Raw genomic sequence first — 24,744 nt, forward strand, 5'->3', positions numbered from 1 at the left:
GCAAGCCCTAATGCCAGTCAGTTAAGGCTTTTTGTAGGAACGAGGCGGGCGGCTAGCCCTTGCTCGCGAAAAACTCACAGGCACCGCGTTCATTCAGAAAGCACGCGTTATCGTTGACGTTTTTCGCGAGCAAGCTCGCTCCTACAGACGGCGGTGTACGCTTAACTGACTGGCATTAGGGCAAGCCCCCTCCCACATTTGGATCGCGCGGCATCAGTCAGATAGCTATAGGCCGCCACGGGAGCAAGCCCCCTCCCCACCTTTTGATCTTCATGCTCGATCGAGCTACCACCGTTCTTTCAACATGCGCAGTTCCAAATGCTGCAGCAGCATGATGGTCTTGCCATCCACGATTTCCCCATTGGCCACCATCTCCAGCGCCTGCTCGAACCCCAGCTCCAGCACTTCGATATCCTCGCCCTCCTCCGCCAGGCCGCCGCCAGCCCCAACCCGGTCGCCCGGCTGGTATTCACCAATAAAAAAGTGAATCCGCTCGGTCACCGACCCCGGACTCATGAACGCCGCATAGATTTTCTCGACATGCCCCACGCGGTAGCCGGTCTCTTCCTCGGCCTCCAGGCGGATGCGCTCTTCGGGGCTGGCGTTGTCGAGCAACCCGGCCGCCGCTTCGATCAGGTAGCCGGCGTAATCGTTGACAAACGTGGGCATGCGGAACTGGCGGATCAGCAGCACCGTGCGCTGCTCGCGGTTGTACAACAGGATGGTCGCACCGTTGCCCCGGTCGTACACCTCGCGGGTCTGGGCTTGCCAACTGCCGTCACGGCGGCGCAGCTCGAAGCTGTATTTCTTCAGGAGGTACCAGTTGTCCGAAAGGGTTTCTTCGGCGGTGATGCGCACGGGGCTGTTGTCCATGGTCGGGCCTTTGCTCAAAGAAACGGAGCATCGCGTGCAGGTCATGCAGCGTCAAGTCGGTCGCCCCGCTGCATCGCTGCAACACTTTGCAAGCAATCCTGGGTCACGGCCGTCGCATTAATTTCTCCCCCTCCCGGCTCATCTGGTACAACCCGTGCTTCGCCCTTTGTAATGGAACCTTCATGTCATCTCGTTCTATGCCCCGCCGGGGCCTGCGCTGGCTGGCGCTGCTGTGCATGGCCGTGTTGATCGTCGGCCTGCCGGTGGGCTGCGCAGTGCTGCAACACAAGGAGCGCGAGCTGGTGTTTCGCATCGAGCCGGGCACCGCAGGCTGGTACACCGGGCTGCCCAATGCCGTACAGGAGTTCGATATCAAGCCCGCCGCTTTCAAAGCCGGCCAGAATATTCATGGCTGGTGGTACCCGGCCGCGCAGAAAGATGCGCCCGCCATTCTCTACCTGCACGGCGTACGCTGGAACCTCACCGGCCAGCTGTTTCGCATCGAACAATTGCATGCCATGGGCTTTTCGGTGTTGGCCATCGACTATCGCGGTTTTGGCAAAAGCCAGGGCGACCTGCCTTCGGAAACCACGGTATATGAAGACGCACGCATCGCCTGGGAGCGCTTCCAGACCTTGCAACCCGACCCCGGAAAACGCCTGCTCTACGGGCATTCCCTGGGTGGCGCAGTGGCCATCGACCTCGCCGCAGAGCTGAGTAAGCAGGTACCGCTGCCGGTGCGCGGGCTGGTGATCGAATCCACGTTCACTTCCCTGGGAGATGTTGCCACGGCGGTTGCCAATACCTCGTTGCCGGTACGCTGGTTGCTCTCGCAGAAATTCGATTCCATCGACAAGATGGCCGATATCCATATGCCCTTGCTGGTGGTGCATGGCCTCGATGACCGCTACGTGCCACCGCGTTTCAGCCAGCAATTATTTGAAGCCGCCCAGGAGCCCAAGCGGCTGTTACTGGTGCCGGGTGCCAGCCATAACAACAGCATGAGCCTGGCCGGGCGCGATTATGGCCAGGCACTGCACAAGCTGATGCAAACGAGCATGCCCTCACCGCTGGTCACGCACTCCACAGGCCGCGTGGGTGACTCATAAATGCGCTTTTCGGCACTGGGTTCGCTCAGGCCTGTCAAGCGCAAACCCTGGCCATATTGGCCCACATTGAAAGTTGATCAAATATTGACCGCAGGTTAAATCGCCAACGCTGCCGGGCCCTTGCAAAGTTATCCACAGAGATACCCACGGTTTTCGTGGACAACTCTTTTTACTTTTTCAGGTTTTTTTTGCGCATCACGCGCCGTCAGGAAACGTGCCAGGCAGCAAGATCTCGCGATTCACCTCGCGTATATCGTTATAGCCACACAGTGCCATCGTCACATCCAACTCACGGGCGATGATCTCGAGCGCTTTTGTCACACCCGCTTCGCCCATCGCCCCCAAGCCATACAGGTGCGGGCGCCCGATCATGGTGCCCTTGGCGCCCAGTGCCATAGCCTTGAGTACATCCTGGCCAGAGCGGATACCCCCGTCGAGCCACACTTCAATCCGCTTGCCCACCGCCTCGACAATCGCCGGCAGCTGGCTGATGCTCGACGGCGCGCCATCCAGCTGGCGGCCACCGTGGTTGCTGACCACCAACGCATCGGCACCGGTATTGGCCGCCAGGCGCGCGTCCTCCACATCGAGGATGCCCTTGATGATCAGCTTGCCGCCCCAGCACTTCTTGATCCACTCCACATCGTCCCAGCTCAGGCGCGGGTCGAACTGCTGGGCGGTCCACGCCGACAGCGAACTCATATCGGCCACCCCCGTCACATGCCCGACGATATTGCCGAAGCCCCGTCGCTGGGTGCCCAGCATGCCCATCACCCAGCGCGGCTTGGTCATCATGTTGAGGATGTTCGGCAGGGTCAGCCTGGGCGGCGCGGACAGGCCGTTGATCAGGTCCTTGTGGCGCTGCCCGAGGATCTGCAGGTCCAGCGTCAACACCAACGCATCAACGCCAGCCGCCTTGGCCCGCTCGATCAAACGCTCGATAAACCCACGGTCGCGCATCACATACAACTGGAACCAGAAGGGCTGGCCGACGTGCTCGGCGATGTCTTCCAGCGAACAGATGCTCATGGTCGACAAGGTATAGCGCAGGCCAAACGCCGCAGCGGCGCGGGCGGTGAGAATCTCACCATCGGCGTGCTGCATGCCCGCCAGGCCGGTGGGTGCCAGGGCTACCGGCATGGCCATGTCCTGGCCAATCATGCTGGCGCGAATCGAACGCTCATCGATATTGCGTGCCACGCGCTGACGGAACTTGATCCGGGCAAAGTCGCTTTCATTGGCTCGGTAGGTGCTCTCAGTCCAGGAGCCGGAATCGGCGTAGTCGTAGAACATCCGGGGGACACGTTTTTGCGCAAGCTTGCGTAAGTCTTCGATGGTTGTGATCAACGACATCGGGTCACCTCTCCCTGAACTGAGAACAAAGAGTACTCGGCCCTCGCCCAGCTAACCAGCCGCTGCGTTTATAAGCCTTGCCGAGTGTCGAGGTGCGGGTAGACGTCGAGCAGGTCGAGGGCATCGGCGACCGCATGGCCGCTGGCGGTATTGTCGAAAATGCACCAGGTGGGAATGCCCTCTTCAATCGACTGGCGCAGCAACCGCGCATACGCCTGCACCCGCTCGTGCCCATAGGCGCTGTGATAAATCCGCGGCGAGCCATGCAGACGCCAATAACCCACGCCGTGCCAGGCATCACCGGCAGCGATCACCGCAGGGTCGGCGCTGACCCAACCGATTTCGAGCGACTGCAACAAAGTTCCGGCCGCGAGCCAACTGGCATGGCGCGGTTCCAGCACCACGGTACCGGCAAACCGTTGGCGCAGCGCCTCGAAAAAAGCGCCGGCAACCAACGGCTCATACCTCAGGGACGGCGGCAGCTGCACCAACAGGCACCCCAGCTTCTCGTCCAGTTGCAGGCATTGCGCGAGAAACTCGTCCAAGGCGGTGCCACACTGCTGCAAGCGCAGTTCGTGGGTGATCCGCTTGGGCACCTTGACGGAAAAACGGAAACCCGCAGGCACCGACTCACGCCAACGCTCATAGGTTTTTGCCAGGTGGGGCCGATAAAACGAACTGTTGATTTCCACCGCGTTGAAACGCGAGGCATAGCGCTGTAAATGCGTGCCCTGCTCAGCGAACGCCGGCCAATGCTCGCGGGGCAAGCTCCAGCCGGCGCAGCCCACATACAGAGGTGCTGTCAAAACAACACCGTGGCGGCATCGCGCATGAAAATCTCGATGGTCTTGGGGCCGACACCCTCGAACTCACTCAGGCGTTTTTCGAACGCCTGGCGGTTATCGCTGGCCTCGAGCATGCGGGTGATCTTGCCGCTGTACTCGGCGTTGAGCTTCGCACTCAGGTCCAACAGGCGTTGCGCCGTGGTTTCGTCGTAGCGCACGTAATGCGCTCGCCCCAACATCGCCACCAGCTCCCGCGAGGTGCAGTGTTGCAATTTGCGCGGAGTGTCGCGGCCCTCCTCTTCAACGATCACCTTGTAGGCTTGCGCGGCAATGGGCGCCTGAATGCGCTTGCCCATCAGGAAACTGGCGATAAACCACTTGAACAGGCCGGTGTCTTCGCCGGGCTTGAGCGCGATGCCCAACTCGGCCGCGCTGATGGAACGGGCCATGCTCACTGCCCCTTGCTGAGCTTCTCGTTGATCGCATCCGTCTGGCGCTCGATGTCCTTGATCGAGGTCGGCGTCACGACTTTGTCGATGGTTTCGGTCTTGGGGTTCGGACGTTCCAGGGTTTGCCCCTTGGCGCCGTCGGCATGGCCTTTTTGCGCGTCTTCGGAACTGATGGGTGCAGGGGTTTTATCGGCGGGCGTGTGATCGGTCACAGTGCTATCTCCTGGCAATGGCAGGCCACCCACAGCGGCGGCCCTATGCAGCAGAACCTTGGAAATTTGGATTAGTTCAAGGAAATTGCCCGCTTGGCCGCTGGGTCAATTCACGCAAAAAAAATTTAAACCTTTTGCACAGGGCGCGGCTCAACACTGATGTAACGGCATCACGCCATTTCCCAAGGAGAGACACCATGACGACTCGACTGATGAAACAAATGGGCCTGACATTCGCGCTGGTTGCGGGCTCGATTTCCACCGCGATGGCCGCCACGTCCAACGACTTTGTCGACAATGCCGCCGAGGGTGGTATCACCGAAGTGGAAGCCGGCAAGCTGGCCCTGGAAAAAAGCAGCTCGGCAGACGTGAAAACTTTTGCCCAACACATGATTACTGACCACACCAAGGCCAATCAGGAACTGATGGCCCTGGCGAAAAAACTCGATATCGAAGTGCCGGATGACGCCGCCCTGACCGACAAGGCGAAGAAAGCCATCCTGGAAATGCGCGATGAATCGTTTGACAAGGCGTACGCCAACAACCAGGTCGACGCCCATCAAAAAACCGTCGCTCTGTTCAAGAAGGAAGCCGAATCCTCGGACAATGCCGAGTTGAAGGCCTTCGCCACCAAGACGCTGCCAACCCTGGAAGCACACCTGAAAATGGCCAAGGAGCTGCAAGCCAAACACGCCCATTAATCCATCCATGACCCAAGGAGACACTCGACCATGAGTTCGCAACTCAACGGCAAGCACATCCTCGTCATCACCTCCAACACCGGCATCGAGCGCGACGAACTGCTCAAGCCCCTGCAAACCCTGCGTAGCTACGGCGCGACGGTAACGCACGCTTCCAGCAAAGGCGGCACCACCCAGACCTTTGTCGGCGATACGGAAAAGGACCAGACCGTGGAATCCGACGCGCAATTGTCGGACGTGGTCGGCGGCAACTTCGATGCACTGGTCATTCCCGGCGGCACCGTGAATGCCGACACCCTGCGCCAGGACGCCGCCGCGCTGCGCTTGATCAATGAGTTCGCCCAGGCCGGCAAGACCATCGCAGCGATCTGCCACGGCCCGTGGGCGTTGATCGACGCCAGCGTGGTCAAAGGCAAGACCCTCACCGCGTATAAAAGCGTGCGTATCGACCTGGAAAACGCCGGTGCCGCTGGCGTGGTCGATGCCCAGGTGCAGGAATGCAAAGCCAATGGCTGGACCTTGATCACTTCGCGCACGCCGGACGATCTGCTGGCGTTCAATGAAGCGATTGCCAAGGCAGTCGCGGGCTGATCTTTAGGCCGCAACCAAAACAGGCGCCCCATGGGCGCCTGTTTTTTTATCGCTGAATGTTTTTAGTTTTTGCGCTCTTGCGCCATCTCACGCTTGGGCCCGAACATCGCCCAGGCGATCAGCCCCAGCAGCGGTACGAAGACCAGCACCACCACCCACAAGCCCTTGGTTTCCCAACCCCCGGTGCTGCGCAATACGATATTGATCGCCCACAATTCCAAGAGCAGCAGAATCACCGCCAGTACGATCCAGATATAGTTTATTTCCATGTTTCACCTCCTGAGGTCTAAGGCTTAGGTCAAGCAGAAGCGCCAAGGGTTCCATTGGATTTTTTCAACCGGAACCTGGGCTAACGCGGTAAATGTGCGTTGTGCAATCCCGGCAACGACCGATCATGCAAGCTGCACGACAGCGAAACGCTATCTTGACGCTATCTATATGATTTTTAAGACAATTTTTTTGCGTAAAAGTTGGTACGCGTCATGCAATCTTCTGACTCACGAGGCGTGCGTTTCGACATGCCCGACGACTACCCGTGAGGTTCCACATGAATGCCATCGACCTTCTCAAAGCCGACCATGAACGCGTCAAGACCCTGCTGACCCAACTGAGCGAATCCACCGAGCGCGGGGTGAAAAAACGCACCGAGTTGCTGGCCAAGCTGGAGATGGAAATTACCCTGCATACCAAGCTGGAAGAAGAAATCCTCTACCCGGCTTTCAGGGAAGCCGGCGGCAAGGAACAGGAGATCATGTACCACGAAGCCAAGGAGGAGCACCGCACTGTCGATTCACTGGTGCTGCCTGACCTGAAGCAGACCGATCCGTCTTCCACCGAGTTTTCCGGCCGCGTCAAAGTGGTCAAGGAGCTGCTGGAACACCATATCGAAGAAGAAGAAACCGAGATGTTTCCCCAGGCCAAGAAACTGCTGGGCAAGGCGAAGCTGGACGAGCTGGGCGCGCAAATGGAAGCGATGAAAGCAACTTACAAGAAGTCTTTGGCGAGTAAGCCATTGGCCGCGTGATCCCCTGTTTTCAAGCCCTTCCCTGATTTTGCGGTAGCGACAGGCCTGCTCACAGGCCCTGTCGCGTTCCATCGCAAATGAAAAATCATGAATATGAGCGCGACGGTAACGGCGCTGCACTCGAGCAGGCAAAGTAGTTCGGGATGTTACTGGAACACCGGTCAGCCAACCCTTTATCGGAAACCGAGACGCCCCTTTTCATGCGCCGCCGCTACCACCGAACCCGCAAAAGGACGCAGCGCAATGCTGCCCTGTGGCAGAACGTCGCAGATTACGCGGGGTGGCCAAGGTTGGTAGACTCTGCACCCTTCTCGTTACTCCTTTTCAAAGCCGGGTGGGCCGCTGCACAGCCATTCAGGCGCTTCACAGGACGCACAGTTGATGAGTACGTTATTCACCCGCCGCAAAGTGCTGACCGGCATGGGCTTGTTGGGCCTGGGCAGCCTGCTGGGCGGCTGTGACTACAGCCCCAAGCTGAATTTCAAGTACGGCAAGGACCTCAGTGACAAGATCATGGGGCGCACCTTCAAGCTCAAGAATACCGCCGGCGAAACCGTCACCCTCAGCTCGTACCGTGGCCTGATGCCCGTGGTGTTCTTCGGCTTTACCCAATGCCCGGCGGTCTGCCCGACCACCCTGGCACGCGCCGCCCAGGCCAAGAAGCTGATGGGCCGCGACGGTGAAATCATGCAGGTGGTGTTCATCACCCTGGACCCCGAGCGCGACACCCCCGAGATTCTCGACAAATACGTCAAGGCCTTCGATCCGAGTTTCGAAGCCCTCTACGGCACCCCGCAGGAAATCGCCGTGGCCGCCAAGGAATTCGGGATCTTTTATGAAAAGATCCCCGCCGGCGACACCTACACCCTGTCCCACACCGCCACCAGCTTCGTATTCGACACCCGTGGCAACCTGCGCCTTGGCTTGCAGGCGTCCCTTACCGCTAAAGAGTGCGCAGAAGACCTGCTCACCGTCATGGAGGTCTGCTAATGACTGCCGTTCAACACCTCAAGCGTCTCACCCTCGGCCTCACCCTGCTCGGCCTCGCCGCCCACGCCAGCGCCCAGGTGCAAGTGACCGACGCCTGGGTCCGCGCCACCGTGCCGGGCCAGCCCTCCAGCGGCGCGTTCATGACCGTCACCGCCGACAGCGACAGCCAGTTGCTGCGCGTGGCGTCGCCCGTGGCCAAGGACGTGCAGATCCATGAAATGAGCATGAAGGACGACGTAATGCGCATGGGCCCGGTGGACTCGGTGGCCCTGCCCGCCGGCAAGGCCGTAACCCTCGACCCGAATGGCTACCATGTCATGCTGATGGGCCTGACCGGCCAGATCAAGGAAGGCGACCAGGTGCCGCTGACCCTTACGGTAAAAGATGCCAAGGGCGCTGAGCAAAGCATTGAAGTGAAGGCTGCTGCGCGGGGTGTTGACGGGATGGACCATAGCCAGATGGACCACAGCAAGATGCATTGAGGCTCGAACCCGGTCAGAAATGTGGGAGGGGCGGTGCGACGATTCGACTTGCCCTCGATGGCGGTGGGTCAGTCACAGATGCAGTGACTGATACTTGCTCATCGGGGCAAGCCCCCTCCCACATTTGGATTGCGGCGTATCAGTTACATAGCCGTAGATGGTCAGGCTCCCACAGATTCGAAACCACGCCCATTATCGGGATCCTTGTTATCCTGCCGCTCCAGCCACATGGACGCGCGCCCATGCCAATCGACCCCGCCTTCATCCTGCACCAGACCGAACACTGGCTGCTCAACCATCATCAATCTTCAAAACTGCCGGGCTACCTGATGCTGGGCGCCAAGGCACCAATTGCCTCCCTCGCTGACATGCCCGACGCCGCACTGGCCGAACTGGGCGGTCTGCTTGCCCGAACCCAACGGATAATGGAAACGCAGCTGCAGCCCAAGTGGCTCTACATCAGCCGCTACGGGCATATGCCGGGATTTGCGCTGCACTTTCATTTCATCCCCGTCTATGACTGGGTAGAGCAAGCGTTCTGGCAGGACGAACGCTATCGCACGCTGCACAGCTTCGGCTCGCAAGCACAGGCCAAAACCTTGACCGATGGGGCTGAGCTGACGCTGTTTGTATGGCGTGAATTTGGCGAAAGCCTCACACCGCCGCTGACTCAAGGGCCTGGGGTGGAGCAGGTGATTGAGCGATTGCGCACTGATTTCGCGGGCCGATAGGGTTCGGTAAATATCCACGCGAGGTTACAAGTCTTCCTGGCAGCTTTCCAACGGTTGGATACAGTTCAGAAAAGACCTTTGGATATGGCCGCATGAAACGCAAGGTTCGAATTCTGATTCTGTGTAAGACCTACCCTTCACCCAGCGCGAAATACGCCGAAACGTCCTGCGTCGCAGGGATGGACGAGCACGGCAATCTCATCCGACTTTATCCGGTACCTTTTCGCCTGATCACCGGTGAACAACGGTTCGCCAAATGGCAATGGATCGAAGCCTATATTGAGCGAAGCCCGGCAGACCGCAGGCCGGAAAGCCATAAGATCGGCGTAGACAGTATCTGCGTGGGTAATATCTTGCCCGCTGGAGACTGGCACGAACGGCGGCGGCTCCTGGAAAAGCTGACGGTTTATGAAAGCTTCGACGCGCTGGAACGGGCAAGGATCGATCACAACATCACGCTAGGCCTGGTCAAACCTGCACGGATTGTCGCGTTGCGCATCCGAAAGTCAGCCTCCACAGACTGGACACTCGACGAGATAGAAAAGCTGCAGTCAATGCAACGCCAACACAGTCTGTTTGAAGAATGGGAACACACGGGCATAAAGCGCCTGGAAAAAGTGCCTTTTGACTTTCATTACGTCTACGAATGCATGGTTGATGGCGTATTGAAATCTCATACCCACAAAATCGTCGATTGGGAAGCCAGCCAGCTCTATAGAAACGTGCATCGCAAATATGGCGCTTCAGGATGGGAAGCTCCATTGCGTCACAAGCTGGAAACCGATCTACCCGCCAGGGACCTGATGTTTCTAATGGGCACGATCCATCGTTTTCCCGGCCAGTGGCTTATCGTCAGCTTGATCTACCCGCCAAAGCGAGGCAATGCGGGGCATCAGCAGATAGCGTTGTTCTGAGCGAGATGCTGAGTCTGCAGCGAGCCGGCTACTTCCTGGGCTGCTTCGGCGATCAGGCTGCGATGGCAGAAATTTGCGTCGGCTTCATAGCAGACCATGCAAATTCGTTGGACGGCGGCATTGGAAATCAGTGAATTCAATACATCGCCCTGCGTTCGGATGTAAGCCCGAAAATCCCGTGCATAGGTCGACCAATTGCCGTCCTCCTTGTACTGCTTGCGTATGGGTTTCGGGCACCCGAGTGGCCGGCTGTGTTCATAGGTAATTCCATGCACAGCCAGGCACTGGGCAAGAGCATTTTTAGAAAAACCTTTTTTACGCGACAACGGGTATTCACGTACATCAAGCACCTTGTCGATACCGGCGTGTTTGAGCTGTGCGATGAACGCGTCAATGGACAGCCCTTCGTAGCCAGCGGTGTAGAGATTCATGCGGATTCTCCTGGAGCCTCCCGGCGCAATCAAACAGTAAAAAGCGCCGGGACTATAACACCGGCACTGGTTTCAAGGCTCTGTGGCTGACCGGCGGGGAGGCAATTACGTAACAAAGCACTCGCTTTCGCTGCCCGCTACGCCGGAGTCAGCCGCAAGCTTTTTCACCATCGGCACACACGCCAACACCAGTCCCGCTGGAGAGCGATACACCGTCTGCTCATGCCCCACATACCCGCACGCTTTATAAAAGCTCACCGCGTTCAACGTCGAGTCAAGCACCACCTCTGCAACCGCCCGCTGCCGCGCAACGTCTTCCAGGTGGTCAAGCATCGCCTTGCCATAACCGCGCCCGGTGAATGCGGACCTTACGAACAACGCCCCGAGTTCATTGTTGGCCAGGTCAAGCATGCCCGTGACGACGGCTTCACCGTTCACCCACCCCAGGTAGAACAGTTTTCCCATCAGGATGCTGTAACCGTCGCTTGCGCGGCCTCGGGTCCAGAGCGCCATTTGCTCAGCGCTGTAGGCGCCAATGCACTGACTGCGAATGGCCTCGCGACGAATCTCAAACGCCCTGTCAGCGTCTTCTGGTGTGGCTCGTTTTATCTCCAGCACAGCGCTCCCCTTCTTCAGAATTCAAACTGCCATTAGCCCATTTGTGCTAATCGACCCACTCCTCCCCCAGCGCTATATTCCTCGCCACTTCCAACGCCCAACCAACACCACGTATTCAGCGCGTGAGGCGCCGTTGCGCATTGGAAAAACCATAACAACCCAAGGAAGAAGCACCATGAAACTCCATTCCCCCGTTACTCGTCTCGCCCTGCTTGGCGCACTGATCATCGGCGTCGCCGGTTGCAGCAATATCAAACCCACCGAAGACCATCTCAAGACGCTGTCGGAGACCAACTTGGGTGAACCCGTGAAGCGTATTGCCAATGTGCGCAGCGACTCCATGACAACCTATTACATCGCGAGCACCGCGTCCGGTGACTATAACTGCGTGCTCTCAACCGGCGTGGGTGGCGCACTGCATGCAGTCGGCAGCTTTGGCCTGATAAAGCCTGCCGCTTTCTGCCAACCCAAAGGGGCACGTGGCAACGCGCTGACCCCATTTATGCAGTAATTTGTTCCCGACTGAGCTCACGCAGGGTGCCACGCAATTGCGCAGGTCGCACCGGTTTGGACAGGATCGCGATCTGACGATCGTGCAACGCGGCCTGGATTTTCTCCACGTCGTGCCCGGTGAGGATCAGCGCCGGCACCGCCCAACCGCGTTGCCGGCGCAGATGGTCGATGCATTCGATGCCGGTAGCATGATTGCCCAGGTCGTAGTCGGCGACGATGATGTCGCAGTCGCTGACCAGGTCATGCCCTGATGACTCTGCCTGCACCTGGCAGCCCCAGCGCTCCAGCAAGGCCTGGGTAGCGAGCAGTACGTTGTGGTCATCTTCCACCAGACAGACTTTCAAACCCGTCAGCAGCCCGGCCTGGCGCGCCTCATCGCGCGGTGCCGGCTGACGTGGCGCGGAGACTGGCGTCAGGCCGTACAGGCTGACCGAAGTACCATGTCCCACCCGCGAGCGCAGACTTACCTGCAGGTCCATCAAGCGTCCCAGGCGCTTGACGATCGACAGCCCCAGGCCCACGCCTTCGACGTCTTTGTCGCGCACGTGGCGCACCCGATAAAATTCTTCGAAGACCTTTGACAGATGCTCCTCGGCAATTCCCCGCCCACGGTCATGAATCTCCACCGCCAAGCCACCGCCACGCCTGCGCACGCCGATCAACACCGGCCGTTGCGCACCGTATTTGAAGCAATTGGACAGCACGTTTTGCACCATGGTCGCCAACAACGCCGGATCCACCTGCACCCAGTGCGCGCACGGGCGCAACTGCAAGTGCACCCCGGCCCAGCGCGCCGCTTCGGCGTTCTGGCGCACCAAGTCAGCAAGGAACTCCCCCAGATCGATCACCTGGTACTTGGGCAGCAGCCGACCGTTATCGAGGGTGTAGAGGTCAAGGATCGAGCGGAACAGCTGCGACACGTTGAGCAACGAACGGTCGATATTGTCCACCAATCGCCGCTCTTCATCGCCCAGCCGGGCTTCGCGCAGGCAGGCGGTGAACAGGCCGATGGAGTGGATCGGCTGACGCAGGTCATGACTGGCCTGGGCCAGGAAGCGGGACTTTTCCAGGTTGGCGGCGATGGCTTCTTCGGAGGCCTTGCGCGTGCGCTCCAGCAGTATGTGCGCGTAGACCGGGATCACCGTGCTGGTGATCATCAGCATCAGCACCATGAACGGCTGCGCCTGCCACCACGGCGTAAGCCGGTACACCACCAGCAGCGCCAGCAACGCCAGCCCGGTGGCAATCGCCAGGTAACGCGAGCCGTAACGCATGCCATTGCCCAAGTTGACCCACACCATCACCGCATACAGCGGCAACGCCGCTTCACCACCCACTACCAGGCCGAATGAGGTGCCAGTGTAATCATGCAGCATGCCGAAAATCCGCCGCGCCGGGTAATGCCCGGGCCAGCGCGCAATCACCTGGCGCAGAGCGATGGACGCGAGCAGGAACACGAAAATGTACAGAATCACCGGCAGATAGGTGTCCAGCGAATGCCCGGGCAAAAAACCCAGCACGCCGATATACACAATGGCGATCGCGGCCACCATGATGCGCAGGTTGGCCTGGTCGAGTTCGGAGTTGGTCTCAAGACTCATAGTCATATCCTTGACATGCCCTTTGCGGGCGCGGTGGTAAAGTAACATGCCTCAGCACAGCCATGCCCCAGGAAGGAGCCCATCATGACCGGCCGGATCATCATCGCCGACGACCATCCGATGTTTCGCGAAGGCATGGCGCGTACCGTACAGCGCCTGCTACCCGAGGCCGTGGTACAGGAAGCCGGCACCCTGGATGACGTGCATGGATTACTGCTTGACCCCAACGACATCGACACACTGATCCTCGACCTGCGCTTCCCCGGGCTGACTTGCATGAGCCAGCTCGCCGACCTGCGCCGACAACTGCGGCGCACTACGCTGGTGGTCGTGTCGATGGTGGATGACCCGGCGCTGATCGAACAGGTGATGAACCTGGGCGTCGACGGTTTTATCGGCAAGAACATCGCCCCCAACGAGATCGGCCAGGCGCTGTTGGCGATCCGTGAAGGTGAAGTTTTGGTCAAGTTCGCCCCCTCGGGCCTGTTGCCCCTCGACATTCACACGCTTACCGCCCGCCAGCGAGAAGTGCTGCGCCTGATCGCCGAGGGCAAGACCAACAAGGAAATCGCCAAGGCCCTGGCGATCTCGCCGTTTACCGTGCGCATTCATGTGTCGTCGTTGCTGCGCAGTTTGAAGGTGCCGTCGCGGGCCGCGGCGGCGGTAAAGTATTACGGCGAACTCTGACGCTGCATCCGATATTTATGCTCACTCCCAAGCTTAATAATATTTTATTAAAAACCACCCTCCCCCTAGCCTTGAAGCCATGCCCACGTTGAATCCAACTGCATGACGCAAGGACAGACACATGACTCAAGCAATAACAAAAACCGACACCCTGGTGGTCGGCGCCGGCCAGGCCGGCGTGGCCATGAGCGAGCATTTGAGCAAGCACGGCGTGCCGCACCTGGTGCTGGAGCGCAGTCGTATCGCCGAGCGCTGGCGCACCGGGCGCTGGGATTCACTGGTGGCCAACGGGCCGGCCTGGCATGACCGTTTTCCCGGCCTGGAATTCGATGATGTGGCCCCCGATGGCTTTGCGCCGAAGGAGCGCGTGGCGGATTACTTTGAAGCCTATGCGCGCAAGTTCAATGCGCCGATTCGTACGGGCGTGGAGGTGACGTCGGTGGTGCGCAATGAAGGCCGTCCAGGCTTTACCGTACACACCAGCCAAGGCGTGATCGAAGCCAACCGTGTGGTGGCCGCCACCGGGCCGTTTCAGAAGCCGGTGATTCCGGCGATTGCGCCGACAGATACCGCGCTGCATCAGCTGCATTCCGCCGATTATCGCAACCCGGCGCAACTGCCGGCGGGCGCCGTGCTGGTGGTGGGTGCGGGCTCTTCCGGCGTACAAATTGCCGATGAACTGCAACGTTCCGGTCGTCAGGTGTACCTGTCGGTCGGCGCCCATGACCGTCCGCCTCGCGCTTATCGCAACCGGGATTTCTGCTGGTGGCTGGGGGTGCTGGGCGAGTGGGACCAGGCCGCGATGAAACCCGGCCGCGAGCACGTGACCATCGCGGTGAGCGGCGCCCACGGCGGCAAGACCATCGACTTTCGGGAACTGGCCCAGCAAGGCATGACCCTGGTCGGCCTCACTCAAGCGTTTAACGGCAGCGTCGCCACGTTCCAACCGAACCTGGTAGAGAATCTGGCCCGTGGCGATGAGAACTACCTGGCCCTGCTGGATGCGGCCGATGCCTACATCGAGCGCAACGGCCTCGACCTGCCGCTTGAGCCCGACGCCCGCCGCGTATTCCCGGATGCCGACTGCATCAAGCATCCGATCCTGGAACTAGACCTTGCCCAATCCGGCATCACTTCGATCATCTGGGCCACCGGGTTTGCCGTGGACTACAGCTGGCTCAAGGTCGACGCATTCGACGCAGCCGGCAAGCCCCGGCACCAGCGCGGCGTAGCCAGCGAAGCCGGGATTTATTTCCTGGGGTTGCCGTGGCAGTCGCGCCGTGGCTCGTCGTTTATCTGGGGCGTATGGCACGACGCCAAGTACGTGGCCGACCATATCGCCATCCAGCTTCAATACCTTGAGTACCGCGAAGCCGCCCCGGTGGCTCGCCCCTCCCCTGTCAGCGCCTGATCCCTTTGCCGGAGTTTTTTTGATGCCTACTCATACTCGCATCCGCATGTTCAACACCCAGGAAACCTACCCCAACCAAAGCCTGGACAACGACCTGTGCCAAGCCGTACGTGCCGGTAATACCGTGTATGTGCGCGGCCAGGTGGGTACCGATTTCGACGGCAACCTGATCGGCCTGGGCGACCCGCGTGCCCAGGCCGAACAAGCCATGCGCAACGTCAAGCAACTGCTTGAGGAAGCGGGCTCCGATCTGTCGCATATCGTCAAGACCACCACCTACCTGATCGACCCGCGCTACCGCGAACCGGTGTATCAGGAAGTCGGCAAGTGGCTCAAGGGCGTGTTCCCGATCTCCACCGGGCTGGTGGTTTCAGCGCTGGGCCAGCCGCAGTGGCTGATGGAAATCGATGTGATCGCGGTTATTCCAGAGTAAGGAGACTAGCCATGACCTTTTCAATCGTGGGTCGCTGCGCGGAGACCGGCCAGCTGGGCATCGCCATCAGCTCCTCGAGCATCGCCGTGGGCGCGCGTTGCCCATGGCTGCGGCCGGGTGTAGGTGCGGTCGCCACCCAGAACATCACGCTGCCGGCCCTTGGCCCGGAAGTGCTCGACTGCCTGGAGCAAGGCCTCACGCCGGCGGATGCCGTCGACACAGCCCTGACGCGCAACGGCTACAGCCAATACCGCCAGTTGACCGCAATCGATCACTTGGGCCGCAGCGTGCATTTCAGCGGCAGCGAAACCCTCGGCACCCACAATGCCGTGTCGGGAGAGCAATGCGTGGCGGCGGGGAATATGCTCGCTGACCGAGGGGTGATCGAGGCGATGGTCAACGCCTTCGAACACGGCGAAGGCCAGTTGGCGGACCGTTTGCTCGCGGCAATGCATGCCGCCATTGGCGCCGGTGGCGAAGCCGGCCCGGTGCATTCCGCCGCGCTGGTGGTGGTGGGTGAGCTGACCTGGCCGATCATCAACCTGCGCGTGGACTGGGCCGCTGAAGCCCCCATCAGTCAATTGCAAACACTGTGGGACGCCTACCGTCCACAAGTGCAGGACTACATCGACCGCGCCCTCGCCCCGGATCGCTCCCCAGGCTATGGCGTGGCCGGAGACGAGCGATGAGTCGCAGCCGCGAGTTGTTGCAGACGCTGGTGGGGTTCGATACCACCAGCCGCGAGTCCAATCTGCAGGTGATCGAGTTCGTGCGCGACTACCTGGAGGGGTTCGGCATGTCCAGCGATCTGATCTACAACGCGTCGCGCAGCAAGGCTAACCTGTTCGCCAGCATCGGCCCGATGGAATTACCCGGCATCGTGTTGTCGGGGCATACTGATGTGGTGCCGGTGGATGGACAGCCCTGGACGCTGCCGCCGTTTCAACTGACCGAGCGTGACGGCAAGCTGTACGGGCGTGGCACCGCCGACATGAAAGGCTATATCGCCTGCGTGCTCGCGTTGGTGCCGGAGTTGGTCAAGGCGCGGTTGCGCCTGCCGGTACACATCGCCCTGTCGTATGACGAAGAAGTCGGCTGCCTCGGGGTACGCTCGCTGCTCGACGTGTTGGCGCAACGTCCGGTGAAGCCGATGCTGTGCATTATTGGCGAGCCGACTGAGCTCAAACCCGTGCTGGGCCACAAGAGCAAGTTGGCGATGCGCTGCGATGTGCATGGCGAGGCCTGTCATTCGGCGTATGCACCGTCCGGGGTGAATGCGATCGAGCATGCCGCCGAGTTGATCGGCGAACTGGGGCGCATTGGCCAACGCTTGCGTGCGCACCAGGACCCTCGCTTCGATCCGCCGTTCAGCACCGTGCAAACCGGCGTGATCAGCGGCGGCAAGGCCCTGAATATCGTGCCCGCCGACTGCCGGTTTGATTTCGAAGTACGCGCCCTGCCCTCGACGGATCCCGGTGAAGTGGCGCACGAACTGCACACCTACGCCATGCAGCAAGTACTGCCGCGCATGCAGGCCGTGAGCAAGCAGAGTTCGATTCGGTTCACCGAGTTGTCGGCTTACCCGGGTTTGGTCACCGATGAGCACAGCCAGGCCGCGCAATTGATTGCGTCGTTTTGCGGCTCCAGTGCGTTTGGCACCGTGGCGTTTGGCACTGAGGGTGGACTGTTTGATGCGGTGGGCATACCCACCGTGGTGTGCGGGCCTGGCAGCATGGACCAGGGGCACAAGCCGGATGAGTTTGTGAGCGTGGAGCAGCTCAGCGGCTGCGACGCAATGCTGAGGCGGATGCTGGACTCGCTACGCATCTGAATACACCACACATCAAATGTGGGGGGGGCTTGCCCCCGATTGCGGTGTATCAGTCAACTCATCTGTAGCTGACCCACAGTAATCGGGGGCAAGCCCCCTCCCACATTTTGTTCTGTGGTCAGCCGAGCAATCGCGCCAGCTCTTCACGGCAGTAATCGACGAACAACTGCACCGGCTTGGTCAGCGGCGCGCGCTTGAGCCACACCGCCGACAACCCCGAGCCAGTGACGGTTTCCGCCAGCGGGATACACACCACCTTCTGCCCATCATAGGTGTACTCGCTGAACGGCTTGGTCACCAGGATCGAAAACCCGAACCCGCGCCCCACCATGCCTCGCACCATCTCGATCGACGGCGAGCTGAACACGATATTCGGCGTCAACCCACGCTCGTCAAAGATGCTCACGAAGTAGGTCCGGCTCGGCAGCACATCCAGCAGAATCATCGGCTCCAGCACCAGGTCGACCAACGACACCTTGGCCTGGCGTGCAAAACGGTGATCGGCCGGCAGCAACGCGTATGGCTGCTGCGGCGGCATCAAGGGCGTGGTTTCGATGGCGCCGCCCAGGTCGTGCTCGAACAGCATCGCCACATCGATGGTGCCCGCCGTCAGCGCCTGCACCAGCTCCTGCTGCTCGCCGTCACGCAGGCGGATTTCCACCCCCGGCCAGCGTGTCTTGAACCCGGCGATCAGGCGCGGCAGGTACAACGGCGCCACGGTTTCAAAGCAGCCGATATCGATCTGCCCGGCCACCACATCATTGTCGGCCAAGGCGTTCTGTTCGAACTCATGGGCCACCCGCAGCAGCTCCAGCGCCTTGCGATAAAACCGCGCGCCGCTGGGGGTCAGCGACACACCCTGGGCGTGATGGCGGATAAACAACTGCACACCAAAACTGTCTTCCAACTGCTTGATGGCGGTGGACACCGACGGCTGGGCGATATACAGCTTGCGCGACGCCTCGGCGACGCTGCCGCATTCGGCGGTGGTGACGAAATATCTGAGTTGGCGCAGGTTGTAGGCAGCCATCGGGGCCTCCGAAAACGGGGGTTTTCGCCCCAAAAACGTGCAAGAAAAACCGGCTTTTTTCATCGATTCAAGCCCATGCAACATACCGGAGCAAAAACCGCCGCGAGATACTTTTTTTAAGGTCTATAGCAACAAACTTACTAATTTACCTCCCCGTGCCCATTGCAGATGATCACTCCAACAACAAAGCGCCGCCGTTGCTGCGCACAGCGAAGTACGTCCACGTACTCACCTTGCCTTGGAGCTCGTCATGGTTACCACTGCAACATCCTCCGCCCCGCTTATCGAAAAACACACGATTGGATACGTGCCCCCGGAAGACCGCCATGGAAAGGTAAGAGACCTGTTCACCCTGTGGTTCGGCGGCAACATCGCGCCGCTGCCGATCGTCACCGGCGCATTGGGGGTGCAGTTGTTCCACCTCAACCTGGTATGGGGCATCGTCGCCATCCTGGTCGGCCATCTGGTCGGCGGTGTGTTGATGGCACTGCACTCGGCCCAGGGCCCGCAAATGGGCATTCCGCAAATGATCCAGAGCCGTGCCCAGTTCGGCTCCCTCGGCGCGCTGCTGGTGGTGGTGATTGCCGGCGTGATGTATATCGGCTTCTTCGCTTCCAACATCGTGCTGGCCGGCAAATCCCTGCATGGCGTGGTCGATGCGGTACCGGTGCCCGTTGGCATCGTGATCGGCGCCATTGGTTCGGGCATCATCGGCATCATCGGTTATCGCTTCATTCATGTGCTCAACCGCATCGGCACCTGGGTACTCGGCGCCGGCATCGTGCTGGGCTTCGGCTACATCTTCACCCATGTGCAGACCACGGACTTCCTGACCCGCGGCAGCTTCAACATTTCCGGTTGGCTGGCCACCGTTTCCCTCGCCGCGCTGTGGCAGATCGCCTTTGCGCCGTACGTTTCGGATTATTCCCGCTACCTGCCGGCCGATGTGCCCGTCGCGTCCACCTTCTGGACCACCTACCTGGGCTCCGCGCTCGGGTCTAGCCTGGCCTTCATCTTCGGCGCCGTCGCCGTGCTCGCCACCCCCGTGGGCATGGACACCATGGACGCCGTCAAACTCGCCACCGGCGCCATCGGCCCGCTGATGCTGGTGCTGTTCCTGCTCAGCGTGATCAGCCACAACGCCCTCAACCTTTACGGCGCGGTGTTGTCGATCATCACCCTGGTGCAGACCTTCGCCTACCGCTGGATCCCCACGGCGAAAAGCCGCGCGGTGATCTCGGTGGTGGTGCTGGCCGCCTGCGCGATTGCGGCAGTATTCGCCTCCAAGGACTTCATCGGCCACTTCGTCGACATGGTGCTGGTGCTGCTGGTGGTCCTGGTGCCGTGGACGGCGATCAACCTGATCGACTTCTACGCGATCCACAAAGGCCAATATGACATCGCCTCGATCTTTCGCGTGGATGGCGGGATCTACGGCAAGTACAACCCACAGGCGCTGCTGGCGTATGCGGTGGGGATCGCGGTGCAGATTCCGTTCATGAACACGCCGCTGTACGTCGGGCCGATTTCCGAACACATCAACGGCGCGGATCTGTCCTGGGTAGTGGGGTTGGTGGTGACGTCGCCGTTGTACTTCTGGTTGGCGAGTCGGGACAGTGCGTATAAGCGCCGGATGGAGGGGGGCAAGTTGGCGGCTGGGGTCTGATACGAACGCCTGGTTGCGCCCCTGGCTAAGGCCCGTATGTCGAACTCGATCAAAAACTGTGGGAGGGGGCTTGCTCCCGATAGCGGCGGATCAGTCACTGGTGGAGTGAATGACCTACCGCTATCGGGAGCAAGCCCCCTCCCACATTGAATCTTCATACATCAGGCAGACCTGACCGCCATCTCAGCGGCGTAGGCTACCAACTCCCCGACGCCCCACCGCCGCCACTGGAACCACCACCACCGGACGAGCTGCTACTGGAATTGGAACTGGAACTTGAACCGCTGGAACTCGAACCCGACCCACCGCCAGACCCCGATCCCTCGCCGACCTTGCCGAAAATAATCAGCGCCACGAACGAAGCGATAGGAAACGCCAGCAGCCAACCGTCGCGACCGTCATCCAGCATCCACCCGGCCACCCCATAGACCGCGACCGCCGCCAGCAGCCGCACGACAAAGCCTGTGCGGCTGGTCCTCCAGGTGTGCCTCATGATCATCAACAGCAGCAGATACAACCCCAGCACCACCAACACAGCGAGCGGCCACGCCAGCCAATGGATAAAACTGACGTTCACATACCGATCCGCCACCCCCAACGCGGCGCTGTAGACCAGCAGCCCGACCACGCCGTAAAACAGCGGCCGTAGCTGCCACAACGCGCCGAAGGTGGCGCCGCCAATCAACAGGGTCAGCGGTATTACAAACAGAAACATCGGCCATTCCCGACCACCGCCCAGCAGCGCCAGCAATAACGTGGCCGCCACGGCGACGATCAAGGCCTTGCGCCAATGCACCTTGCCGGCGGCGAGCAGCACCCCAATGAGGCCGCCCAGCACAAACGCCGCCAGTACCGCGATGATTTGTGGATTGATCCCAGGCCCGGCCACTTTGGGCAGGTCGCCGCCGTCCACCAGCACGGTCAGGGCGTCCACACCCTGTTGAACGCCGCCGGCAAAGTCGCCCTGGCGAAATGCCGGGGTGATGCGCTCTTCGATGATGCGATGGGCTAGCAGGTCGGTGACCGTACCTTCCAGGCCATAGCCCACTTCAATGCGCACCGTACGGTCCTCCTTGGCCACCACCAGCAGGATGCCGTCATCGACGTCCTTGCGCCCCAGCTTCCAGGCGCGGAACAGTTGGTTGGCGTAGTCTTCGATGCCGGTGTCGCCGGTGCTGGGCACCAGCAATACGGCAACCTGTGCGCCCTTGCGCTGCTCAAGGTCGGCCAGTTGCTGCTTGAGGCGCAGGACGCTGCCCGAGTCGAGGGTATTGGTCAGGTCTATGACCCGTTGATCGAGCGCAACGCCAATGGGCGATGTGTCGGCTTGGGCGGTCATCAACAAACTGGCAAACATCAGGACCAGCACGCTCAAGACGGATTGCCGCAGAATCACCATCATCTACTGTTACCTGAAGTTTCTTCCTGAAGGCGCCGACTGTACCTTATCTACGCGCAAACGCGTGACCCAGGCCCTGCGACTCTCTAAACTGCCGCCACGTTGTATAGCAACAAGCCCTCTACGAGAACGCCATGGACCTACGTCACCGCAACAACGTTAATGTGATGGGCCGCGGCGCGGCGACCCTGGTGTTTTCCCACGGCTTCGGCTGCAACCAGGCGATGTGGAATTACCTGGCACCGCATTTTCTCGAACGCTTTCGTGTTGTGCTGTATGACTTGGTCGGCGCCGGCCTGTCGGACCTTGGCGCCTTCGACAAAGCCAAGTACGGCACCCTGGAAGGTTACGCCCACGACCTCGACGAGTTGATCGACGCCTACGCCGAAGGCCCGGTGATTCTGGTGGGGCACTCGGTCAGCGCCATGATCGGCACCCTCGCTGACCGTCTCGCGCCGGGGCGGGTCGCGGCGCACGTGATGATTGGCCCATCGCCGCGCTATATCGACGCCGACGGCTATGTCGGCGGTTTCAAGCGCGACGACATCGAAGACCTGCTCGACACCCTCGACAGCAACTACCTCGGCTGGTCCAGCAGCATGGCCCCAGTGATCATGGGTGCCCCTGGGCAACCCGAGCTGAGCACCGCACTGACCGAGAGTTTCTGCCGCACCGAACCCGACATCGCCAAGCAATTTGCCCGGGTGACCTTTCTCTCGGACAACCGCGACGATGTGATCGGCCTGACCACGCCGGTATTGATCCTGCAGTCGAGCGACGACTTGATCGCCCCCGTGGCCGTCGGCGAATACCTGCACGCTGTGCTGCCCAACAGCACCTATCACCTGGTAGACAACATCGGCCATTGCCCGCACATGAGTGCGCCCCAGGCATGCGCGGCGGCGATGGATGAGTTCCTGGCGCCGTGGGCCAGCGTCAGTGCCGGCTGAGTCGCTGTTCGACAACGCCGCCTGCGCCCTGGCGGTGACCCAGCAAGACGGCACGATTCTGCACGCCAACCAGCGCTTGGGTGAGTGGCTCGGGCTCAGCGCGGCCCAGCTGCTCGGCCAACGTTTTCAAGACCTGCTGACCATGGGCGGGCGGATTTTCTACCAGACCCACCTGGCGCCGATGCTGCGCATGCATGGCAGCGTCAACGAGGTGAAGCTCGACATTCGCCATCGTGACGGGCACAAGGTCACCGTGCTGCTCAATGCCAGCCAACGCCAGCAGGCCGAGGACGTGGTGTATGACCTGGCGCTGTTCGGCACCACCGACCGCGACAAGTACGAGCGCGAGCTGCTCAACGCACGCAAGCTGGCCGAAGCGCTGCTTCAGGAAAAAACCGCCGCCGAACAGGCACTGCACCAGGCCCAGGCCGAATTGAGCCAAGCCTATGCCATTGCCCAGCAACGTGCGTTGTTCGCCGAGCAGATGGTGGCGATTGTCAGCCACGACTTGAAAAACCCCCTCGCCGCGATCCGCATGGCGTCGGACTTTCTTCGCCGCGGCGAACGCACACCCAAGGAACACCAGTTGCTCGGGCATATCGGCCAATCGTCCGAACGCGCCCAACGTATGATCGCCGACCTGCTGGACTTCACCCAGGCCCGAGTCGGCCAGGGCATCACTATCAGGGCGCAGCCACTGGACTTGCACAGGGTGATTCATCACGCCGTGGACGAACTGCGCGTAGCCTTCCCCAGGGCCACGCTGGTGCATCGGGCCGAGGGCCATGGCGACGCGTGCCTGGATGCCGACCGTGTGCAGCAGATGGTCGGCAACCTCGTCGCCAACAGCGTGGCCTATGGTGACCTGCACCAGCCGATCACCGTCACCTCGCGCCTGGGCGCCAGGGGCGGTGAGGTTGCGGTGCACAACTACGGCGCGGCGATTCCCCAAGCGTTGCTGGCCGGGCTGTTCGAACCCATGACCCGAGGCACCCACCAGGGCAGCGATGTGCGCAGCGTGGGTTTGGGCCTGTACATCGTGCGCGAACTGGCCAGGGTGCATGGCGGCGATGTGGCGGTGAACTCCTGCGCGACGCGCGGCACCACGTTCAGCGTGACGTTCCAGGCAGGTACGCCGCACCCTGCATGATCGGCTCGACGCTGCCCGTCAACACCACCCCACCCTGCCCGTCCCATTGCACCGTCAGGGTTCCGCCATCGCATTCGACCTCCACTTTGTCATCCAGCAGCCCACGTCGAACGCCATTGACCACCGCCGCGCAGCAACATGATCCGGAACCCAGCGGCACGCCGCCGCCACGTTCCCAGATTCGCAGGCGGATACGGTTACGCTCGAGCACCTGCACGAAATGCACATTGGTCCTGGCCGGGAACAGCGGGTGATATTCCAGGACCGGGCCCAGCGCTTCGACATCCACCGCAGCGATGTCTTCCACGAAGAACGTACAGTGCGGATTGCCCATGCCGCAGGCGGCCGGCTCGCCGTCGATGGGCAGCACGCGGGTGTCCATCGCCCGCGCCAGCGGCACCGCCTCCCACGCCAACGAGGGTTCGCCCATGTCCACCGACACCCGCTGCCCGTCCACGCGTACGCAGGTGAGCAATCCACGGTCGGTCCGCAGCACCACGGCATGGGTGCCGGCCTCATGCATCAAGCGGTCGGCCACGCCTCGTGTGGCGCTGCCACAGGTTTGCAGCCGCGTGCCGTCGCAGTTCCAGAACTGAATGCGGGCAGCGGCGTCGTCACAGTCGAGCATGACCGCGAGTTGATTGAAACCGATGCCGGTGTGCCGGTCGCCCAGGCGTCGGGCGATCTGCGCCGTGATAGGGTTATCCTGGCCACGGCGGTCGATGATGATGAAGTCGTCGCCGTGGGCGTGCATCTTGACGAAGGGCAAGGTCATGAACGGTCCTGTAGTCGAACGAAACAGCCCCACTC

Annotated in this window: 29 protein-coding genes; 17 read left to right on the forward strand and 12 right to left on the reverse strand. The window is 60.8% G+C overall.

Features of this window, described 5'->3' with window-relative positions; translation table 11 throughout:
* Positions 1 to 285: 285 nt before the first annotated feature.
* Positions 286 to 873: an NUDIX domain-containing protein gene (locus C4J93_RS15240; protein ID WP_124429809.1), complete on the reverse strand. Its 588-nt coding sequence runs from the start codon at positions 871 to 873 to the stop codon at positions 286 to 288.
* A gap of 182 nt (positions 874 to 1,055) precedes the next feature.
* On the opposite strand from C4J93_RS15240, the gene C4J93_RS15245 reads away from it, so the two are divergent.
* Complete coding sequence (locus tag C4J93_RS15245) at positions 1,056 to 1,982, forward strand: alpha/beta hydrolase (protein WP_124363182.1); 927 nt, start codon at positions 1,056 to 1,058, stop codon at positions 1,980 to 1,982.
* Positions 1,983 to 2,177: 195 nt separating this feature from the next.
* Here C4J93_RS15245 and C4J93_RS15250 read toward each other — a convergent pair whose 3' ends face one another.
* The 4 genes from C4J93_RS15250 to C4J93_RS15265 form a co-directional block, all read right to left on the reverse strand.
* A complete protein-coding gene (locus tag C4J93_RS15250; protein WP_124367320.1) occupies positions 2,178 to 3,335 on the reverse strand; it encodes an alpha-hydroxy acid oxidase in 1,158 nt (385 codons plus the stop codon).
* Positions 3,336 to 3,403: 68 nt separating this feature from the next.
* Positions 3,404 to 4,141, reverse strand: coding sequence for a DUF72 domain-containing protein (locus C4J93_RS15255; protein WP_124370977.1), 738 nt, complete (start codon positions 4,139 to 4,141; stop codon positions 3,404 to 3,406).
* Entirely contained in the window at positions 4,138 to 4,569 is a 432-nt protein-coding gene (locus tag C4J93_RS15260; protein WP_124429810.1) for a DNA methylase, read from the reverse strand. Before C4J93_RS15260 ends, C4J93_RS15255 begins: the two co-directional genes overlap by 4 nt.
* A gap of 2 nt (positions 4,570 to 4,571) precedes the next feature.
* Positions 4,572 to 4,781 carry a hypothetical protein gene (locus C4J93_RS15265; RefSeq protein WP_124363186.1) on the reverse strand — a complete coding sequence of 70 codons (210 nt, stop codon included), beginning with the start codon at positions 4,779 to 4,781 and terminating at the stop codon, positions 4,572 to 4,574.
* Positions 4,782 to 4,978: 197 nt separating this feature from the next.
* On the opposite strand from C4J93_RS15265, the gene C4J93_RS15270 reads away from it, so the two are divergent.
* Positions 4,979 to 5,482, forward strand: a complete 504-nt coding sequence (locus tag C4J93_RS15270; RefSeq protein ID WP_124429811.1) for a DUF4142 domain-containing protein — start codon at positions 4,979 to 4,981, stop codon at positions 5,480 to 5,482.
* Between the two features lie 30 nt (positions 5,483 to 5,512).
* Complete coding sequence (locus tag C4J93_RS15275) at positions 5,513 to 6,073, forward strand: type 1 glutamine amidotransferase domain-containing protein (protein ID WP_124429812.1); 561 nt, start codon at positions 5,513 to 5,515, stop codon at positions 6,071 to 6,073.
* 62 nt (positions 6,074 to 6,135) lie between these two features.
* On the opposite strand, the gene C4J93_RS15280 is transcribed toward C4J93_RS15275, so the two are convergent.
* Positions 6,136 to 6,342 (reverse strand): hypothetical protein, encoded by a 207-nt coding sequence (locus tag C4J93_RS15280; protein WP_124363189.1) that lies wholly within the window; start codon positions 6,340 to 6,342, stop codon positions 6,136 to 6,138.
* A 278-nt stretch (positions 6,343 to 6,620) separates the two neighbouring features.
* On the opposite strand from C4J93_RS15280, the gene C4J93_RS15285 reads away from it, so the two are divergent.
* From C4J93_RS15285 to C4J93_RS15305, 5 genes are all read left to right on the forward strand, one after another.
* The gene (locus tag C4J93_RS15285) at positions 6,621 to 7,097 is read left to right on the forward strand and encodes a hemerythrin domain-containing protein (RefSeq protein ID WP_124429813.1); all 477 of its coding nucleotides are present in this window, start codon (positions 6,621 to 6,623) and stop codon (positions 7,095 to 7,097) included.
* A 381-nt stretch (positions 7,098 to 7,478) separates the two neighbouring features.
* On the forward strand, positions 7,479 to 8,087 hold the full coding sequence (locus C4J93_RS15290; protein WP_124370982.1) for an SCO family protein: 609 nt from the start codon (positions 7,479 to 7,481) through the stop codon (positions 8,085 to 8,087).
* The gene (locus C4J93_RS15295) at positions 8,087 to 8,569 is read left to right on the forward strand and encodes a copper chaperone PCu(A)C (RefSeq protein ID WP_124363192.1); all 483 of its coding nucleotides are present in this window, start codon (positions 8,087 to 8,089) and stop codon (positions 8,567 to 8,569) included. The genes C4J93_RS15290 and C4J93_RS15295 overlap by 1 nt, the downstream gene beginning before the upstream one ends.
* Before the next feature lie 242 nt (positions 8,570 to 8,811).
* On the forward strand, positions 8,812 to 9,300 hold the full coding sequence (locus tag C4J93_RS15300; RefSeq protein WP_124370984.1) for an HIT family protein: 489 nt from the start codon (positions 8,812 to 8,814) through the stop codon (positions 9,298 to 9,300).
* A gap of 92 nt (positions 9,301 to 9,392) precedes the next feature.
* Positions 9,393 to 10,214, forward strand: a complete 822-nt coding sequence (locus C4J93_RS15305; protein WP_124429814.1) for a hypothetical protein — start codon at positions 9,393 to 9,395, stop codon at positions 10,212 to 10,214.
* Here the strand turns inward: C4J93_RS15305 and C4J93_RS15310 are convergent.
* Both C4J93_RS15310 and C4J93_RS15315 read right to left on the reverse strand, forming a co-directional pair.
* Positions 10,193 to 10,645: a DUF488 family protein gene (locus C4J93_RS15310; protein ID WP_124370986.1), complete on the reverse strand. Its 453-nt coding sequence runs from the start codon at positions 10,643 to 10,645 to the stop codon at positions 10,193 to 10,195. The genes C4J93_RS15305 and C4J93_RS15310 overlap by 22 nt on opposite strands.
* Before the next feature lie 105 nt (positions 10,646 to 10,750).
* On the reverse strand, positions 10,751 to 11,263 hold the full coding sequence (locus C4J93_RS15315) for a GNAT family N-acetyltransferase (protein WP_124429815.1): 513 nt from the start codon (positions 11,261 to 11,263) through the stop codon (positions 10,751 to 10,753).
* Between the two features lie 175 nt (positions 11,264 to 11,438).
* On the opposite strand from C4J93_RS15315, the gene C4J93_RS15320 reads away from it, so the two are divergent.
* Positions 11,439 to 11,774, forward strand: a complete 336-nt coding sequence (locus tag C4J93_RS15320) for a hypothetical protein (protein WP_124367328.1) — start codon at positions 11,439 to 11,441, stop codon at positions 11,772 to 11,774.
* Here C4J93_RS15320 and C4J93_RS15325 read toward each other — a convergent pair.
* On the reverse strand, positions 11,764 to 13,377 hold the full coding sequence (locus C4J93_RS15325) for a hybrid sensor histidine kinase/response regulator (RefSeq protein ID WP_124429816.1): 1,614 nt from the start codon (positions 13,375 to 13,377) through the stop codon (positions 11,764 to 11,766). The two genes, C4J93_RS15320 and C4J93_RS15325, sit on opposite strands and share 11 nt — an antisense overlap.
* Positions 13,378 to 13,461: 84 nt before the next feature.
* On the opposite strand from C4J93_RS15325, the gene C4J93_RS15330 reads away from it, so the two are divergent.
* The 5 genes from C4J93_RS15330 (at position 13,462) to argE (ending at position 17,739) form a co-directional block, all read left to right on the forward strand.
* Complete coding sequence (locus tag C4J93_RS15330) at positions 13,462 to 14,064, forward strand: response regulator transcription factor (RefSeq protein WP_124370989.1); 603 nt, start codon at positions 13,462 to 13,464, stop codon at positions 14,062 to 14,064.
* 121 nt (positions 14,065 to 14,185) lie between these two features.
* The gene (locus C4J93_RS15335; protein WP_124429817.1) at positions 14,186 to 15,475 is read left to right on the forward strand and encodes an NAD(P)/FAD-dependent oxidoreductase; all 1,290 of its coding nucleotides are present in this window, start codon (positions 14,186 to 14,188) and stop codon (positions 15,473 to 15,475) included.
* 22 nt (positions 15,476 to 15,497) lie between these two features.
* The gene (locus C4J93_RS15340; protein ID WP_124404468.1) at positions 15,498 to 15,908 is read left to right on the forward strand and encodes a RidA family protein; all 411 of its coding nucleotides are present in this window, start codon (positions 15,498 to 15,500) and stop codon (positions 15,906 to 15,908) included.
* An 11-nt stretch (positions 15,909 to 15,919) separates the two neighbouring features.
* Positions 15,920 to 16,597 carry a DUF1028 domain-containing protein gene (locus C4J93_RS15345; RefSeq protein WP_124429818.1) on the forward strand — a complete coding sequence of 226 codons (678 nt, stop codon included), beginning with the start codon at positions 15,920 to 15,922 and terminating at the stop codon, positions 16,595 to 16,597.
* On the forward strand, positions 16,594 to 17,739 hold the full coding sequence (gene argE, locus C4J93_RS15350) for an acetylornithine deacetylase (protein ID WP_124429819.1): 1,146 nt from the start codon (positions 16,594 to 16,596) through the stop codon (positions 17,737 to 17,739). The genes C4J93_RS15345 and argE overlap by 4 nt, the downstream gene beginning before the upstream one ends.
* A gap of 118 nt (positions 17,740 to 17,857) precedes the next feature.
* Here the strand turns inward: argE and C4J93_RS15355 are convergent, their stop codons facing one another.
* Complete coding sequence (locus C4J93_RS15355) at positions 17,858 to 18,769, reverse strand: LysR substrate-binding domain-containing protein (protein WP_124363197.1); 912 nt, start codon at positions 18,767 to 18,769, stop codon at positions 17,858 to 17,860.
* 250 nt (positions 18,770 to 19,019) lie between these two features.
* On the opposite strand from C4J93_RS15355, the gene C4J93_RS15360 reads away from it, so the two are divergent.
* On the forward strand, positions 19,020 to 20,435 hold the full coding sequence (locus C4J93_RS15360; RefSeq protein WP_124363198.1) for a cytosine permease: 1,416 nt from the start codon (positions 19,020 to 19,022) through the stop codon (positions 20,433 to 20,435).
* Positions 20,436 to 20,631: 196 nt separating this feature from the next.
* Here C4J93_RS15360 and C4J93_RS15365 read toward each other — a convergent pair whose 3' ends face one another.
* Entirely contained in the window at positions 20,632 to 21,837 is a 1,206-nt protein-coding gene (locus tag C4J93_RS15365) for a YgcG family protein (RefSeq protein ID WP_124429820.1), read from the reverse strand.
* Positions 21,838 to 21,968: 131 nt separating this feature from the next.
* Between C4J93_RS15365 and C4J93_RS15370 the strand changes: the two genes are divergently transcribed.
* Together C4J93_RS15370 and C4J93_RS15375 are read left to right on the forward strand one after the other, a co-directional pair.
* Positions 21,969 to 22,784: an alpha/beta fold hydrolase gene (locus C4J93_RS15370; RefSeq protein WP_124429821.1), complete on the forward strand. Its 816-nt coding sequence runs from the start codon at positions 21,969 to 21,971 to the stop codon at positions 22,782 to 22,784.
* Positions 22,744 to 23,934, forward strand: coding sequence for an ATP-binding protein (locus C4J93_RS15375; RefSeq protein ID WP_372238145.1), 1,191 nt, complete (start codon positions 22,744 to 22,746; stop codon positions 23,932 to 23,934). The genes C4J93_RS15370 and C4J93_RS15375 overlap by 41 nt, the downstream gene beginning before the upstream one ends.
* Here C4J93_RS15375 and dapF read toward each other — a convergent pair.
* The gene (dapF, locus tag C4J93_RS15380; protein WP_124429822.1) at positions 23,894 to 24,709 is read right to left on the reverse strand and encodes a diaminopimelate epimerase; all 816 of its coding nucleotides are present in this window, start codon (positions 24,707 to 24,709) and stop codon (positions 23,894 to 23,896) included. The two genes, C4J93_RS15375 and dapF, sit on opposite strands and share 41 nt — an antisense overlap.
* Between the last annotated feature and the right edge of the window lie 35 nt (positions 24,710 to 24,744).

Origin of the sequence: Pseudomonas sp. R2-37-08W, assembly GCF_003851705.1 — a bacterium.
In the GTDB taxonomy this organism is placed as follows: domain Bacteria; phylum Pseudomonadota; class Gammaproteobacteria; order Pseudomonadales; family Pseudomonadaceae; genus Aquipseudomonas.